Annotated in this window: 2 protein-coding genes; both read right to left on the bottom strand. The window is 71.6% G+C overall.

Annotated features, from left to right (window positions below):
* Positions 1–189 precede the first annotated feature (189 nt).
* Positions 190–1179 (bottom strand): helix-turn-helix transcriptional regulator, encoded by a 990-nt coding sequence (locus G7A99_RS18840; protein WP_163143083.1) that lies wholly within the window; start codon positions 1177–1179, stop codon positions 190–192.
* A 107-nt stretch (positions 1180–1286) separates the two neighbouring features.
* Positions 1287–1935: siderophore-iron reductase FhuF (gene fhuF / locus G7A99_RS18835; RefSeq protein WP_163143080.1), on the bottom strand; the 649-nt coding region annotated here is incomplete at its 5' end.

Genomic DNA, 1935 nt, shown 5'->3' with positions numbered 1-1935 from the left:
GGCAGCAGCGATACGCCGAGTAGCCAGGCCGTTCCCCGCCGGGCCGATCGGGAGATCTGCATATCAACTCCTCGCTTGTCGTCCAAAGGCATTTAGCGCTAGTGAGAATTATTCCTTTTCACGCGCGGTCATGCCTTTGGGTCACGCCGCAAAGGCTATGCGGGATGGCAGACCTGCCCGATGCGGGCGTCACCGCACAGCGCTGGGCGTCAACCCGTAGCGCTGGCGGAAGGCCGTGGCGAAGTTCGTGGCGTGACGGTAGCCCGCACGGTTGGCTGCCTGCTGGACGCTCAGGCCGTCGCGCAGCGCCCGGTGCGCCTGCTCCAGCCGCCGCTCGCGGAGGTAGTCGAACACCGAGCGCCCGTAGGCACGGCGGAACTTCGCCCGCAGGGTGCTGGGGCTCATGCAGGCCAGTCCCGCCAGCCCCTTGAGGGTATGGGGCTCGCCCGGGTGCTCGTCGAGGTACTCGCGCACTCGCTCGAGCAGCCGCCAGTCCCGGCCGCGGGGGGCCGGCGCCGGGGCCGGGAGCGCGTGCCCGCGCCCCGCCAGCCCCTGGGCAACGAGCTGCAGGGCGAGCCCTTCGGCCATCAACGGAAGGGCCGGCGCCGCCGGTGCACTGGCGATCCACTCCGCCAGCGACACCCGCAGCCCGTAAGGCACCGACACCGGCCATAGCCCGCCGCCGCGGGAACGGAACAGCGGGTCCACGCTGCCGGCGAGGCGAGGATCGCTCTCCAGGGAATCCCTGAGCAAGGTGAGGTTCACCGCCCGCACACGCTGGTTCGCCGGGTGGCGCGCCCGCAGCGACTGGTTGCGGTCATAGGCGAGGAGCAGGCCGTCACCGGCGGTGAGGGTGTGCCGGCTCGCACCGAGCGCCAGCTCGGCGCGGCCCTCCAGGAGCACGATGATCGACACGTGCGCCGGCGCCTCCGGGCGGGCATGGGCCTCGTAGGTACGGCGCACGAACAGGTCGGAGCCCACCATCTGCAGCCCCCGCCAGGGCTGGCGCTCGGCCACGCGGCCCTCGGCCACTGTCTGGTCCGGCGGCACGTGCCCCTCGCCGGAGACCCGGTGACTCAGGTTGTAACGGTGCTCATAGGCAGTCAGGTCGGCGACGGTCAGGCGCTGTCCCGGAGCGGGTTGCGCGGCCGGCACGGCAGCGGTGACGGTATCGGCCATAAGGATTCCCCCCGGCTGGGTCGTCAGGGCGTGCGCAGATGTCCCTCTGGGCACCTCATTTTATGAATGTTAATGCGTTTCATTCTTAAACTCCACCCGGGTGCCGCTCACTCCCCGGGCGGCGGCGCCGCAAGCCGGGGACAGTTGCCGCACAGCCCATACTCCGGGAGCAGGTCGCGGATGCAGCACATGCGCCGCTGCCGCCAGGAGCGGCGCCCACCCTCGCCGTCCGGCACATCAAGGTAGCGCACCGGCTGATGAAGGGGATTACGGGTTCCGTCCGGCCGGCGGGACGCGGCAAGCAGCGCATACGCGTCGTCGACGCCGCGCGGCGACAACCCGGCCTCCGCCAGGCGCCCGATCACGAATTCCAGGTAGTTGCCCGCGTTGCTCCAGAGCACGCGGGCCGAGAGGCGCTCACGGCGCGCGATGGCCGTGACCACGGGCACCAGGTGGTCGTCGAGCAGGTGAGAGAAACGCTCGAACGGGCCGTCGGGGGTGGCCTCCAACGGCCCGCCGGGGCCCGGCAGGTGGAACGCCTCCACGTCGCCCCCGGTGCCGACGGCGGCGCCGACGTGCGCCGGCCGCACCGGCACGCGCCAACCCTGGACCGCCGCCGTGGCCACCGGCAGGATCAGCCGCGCGAAGTAGTACTTGCTCCACTGCGAGACCACGGCCGGGCGGGCCGACGGCACGAATCCCGGATGCATCCGTTCCAGGTACGGCTCCAGGCCGCCCGCCTCCAGCAGTGCCGGC

It is taken from the genome of Arhodomonas sp. KWT (assembly GCF_010993615.1).
Note: the sequence above shows the minus strand (reverse complement) of the source record. Positions and strands in the feature narration are given on the sequence as shown.

Bases quoted from the DNA above. Each gene is read 5' to 3' on its own strand.
- G7A99_RS18840 (WP_163143083.1), bottom strand. From the start codon at position 1,179: ATGGCCGATACCGTCACCGCTGCCGTGCCGGCCGCGCAACCCGCTCCG.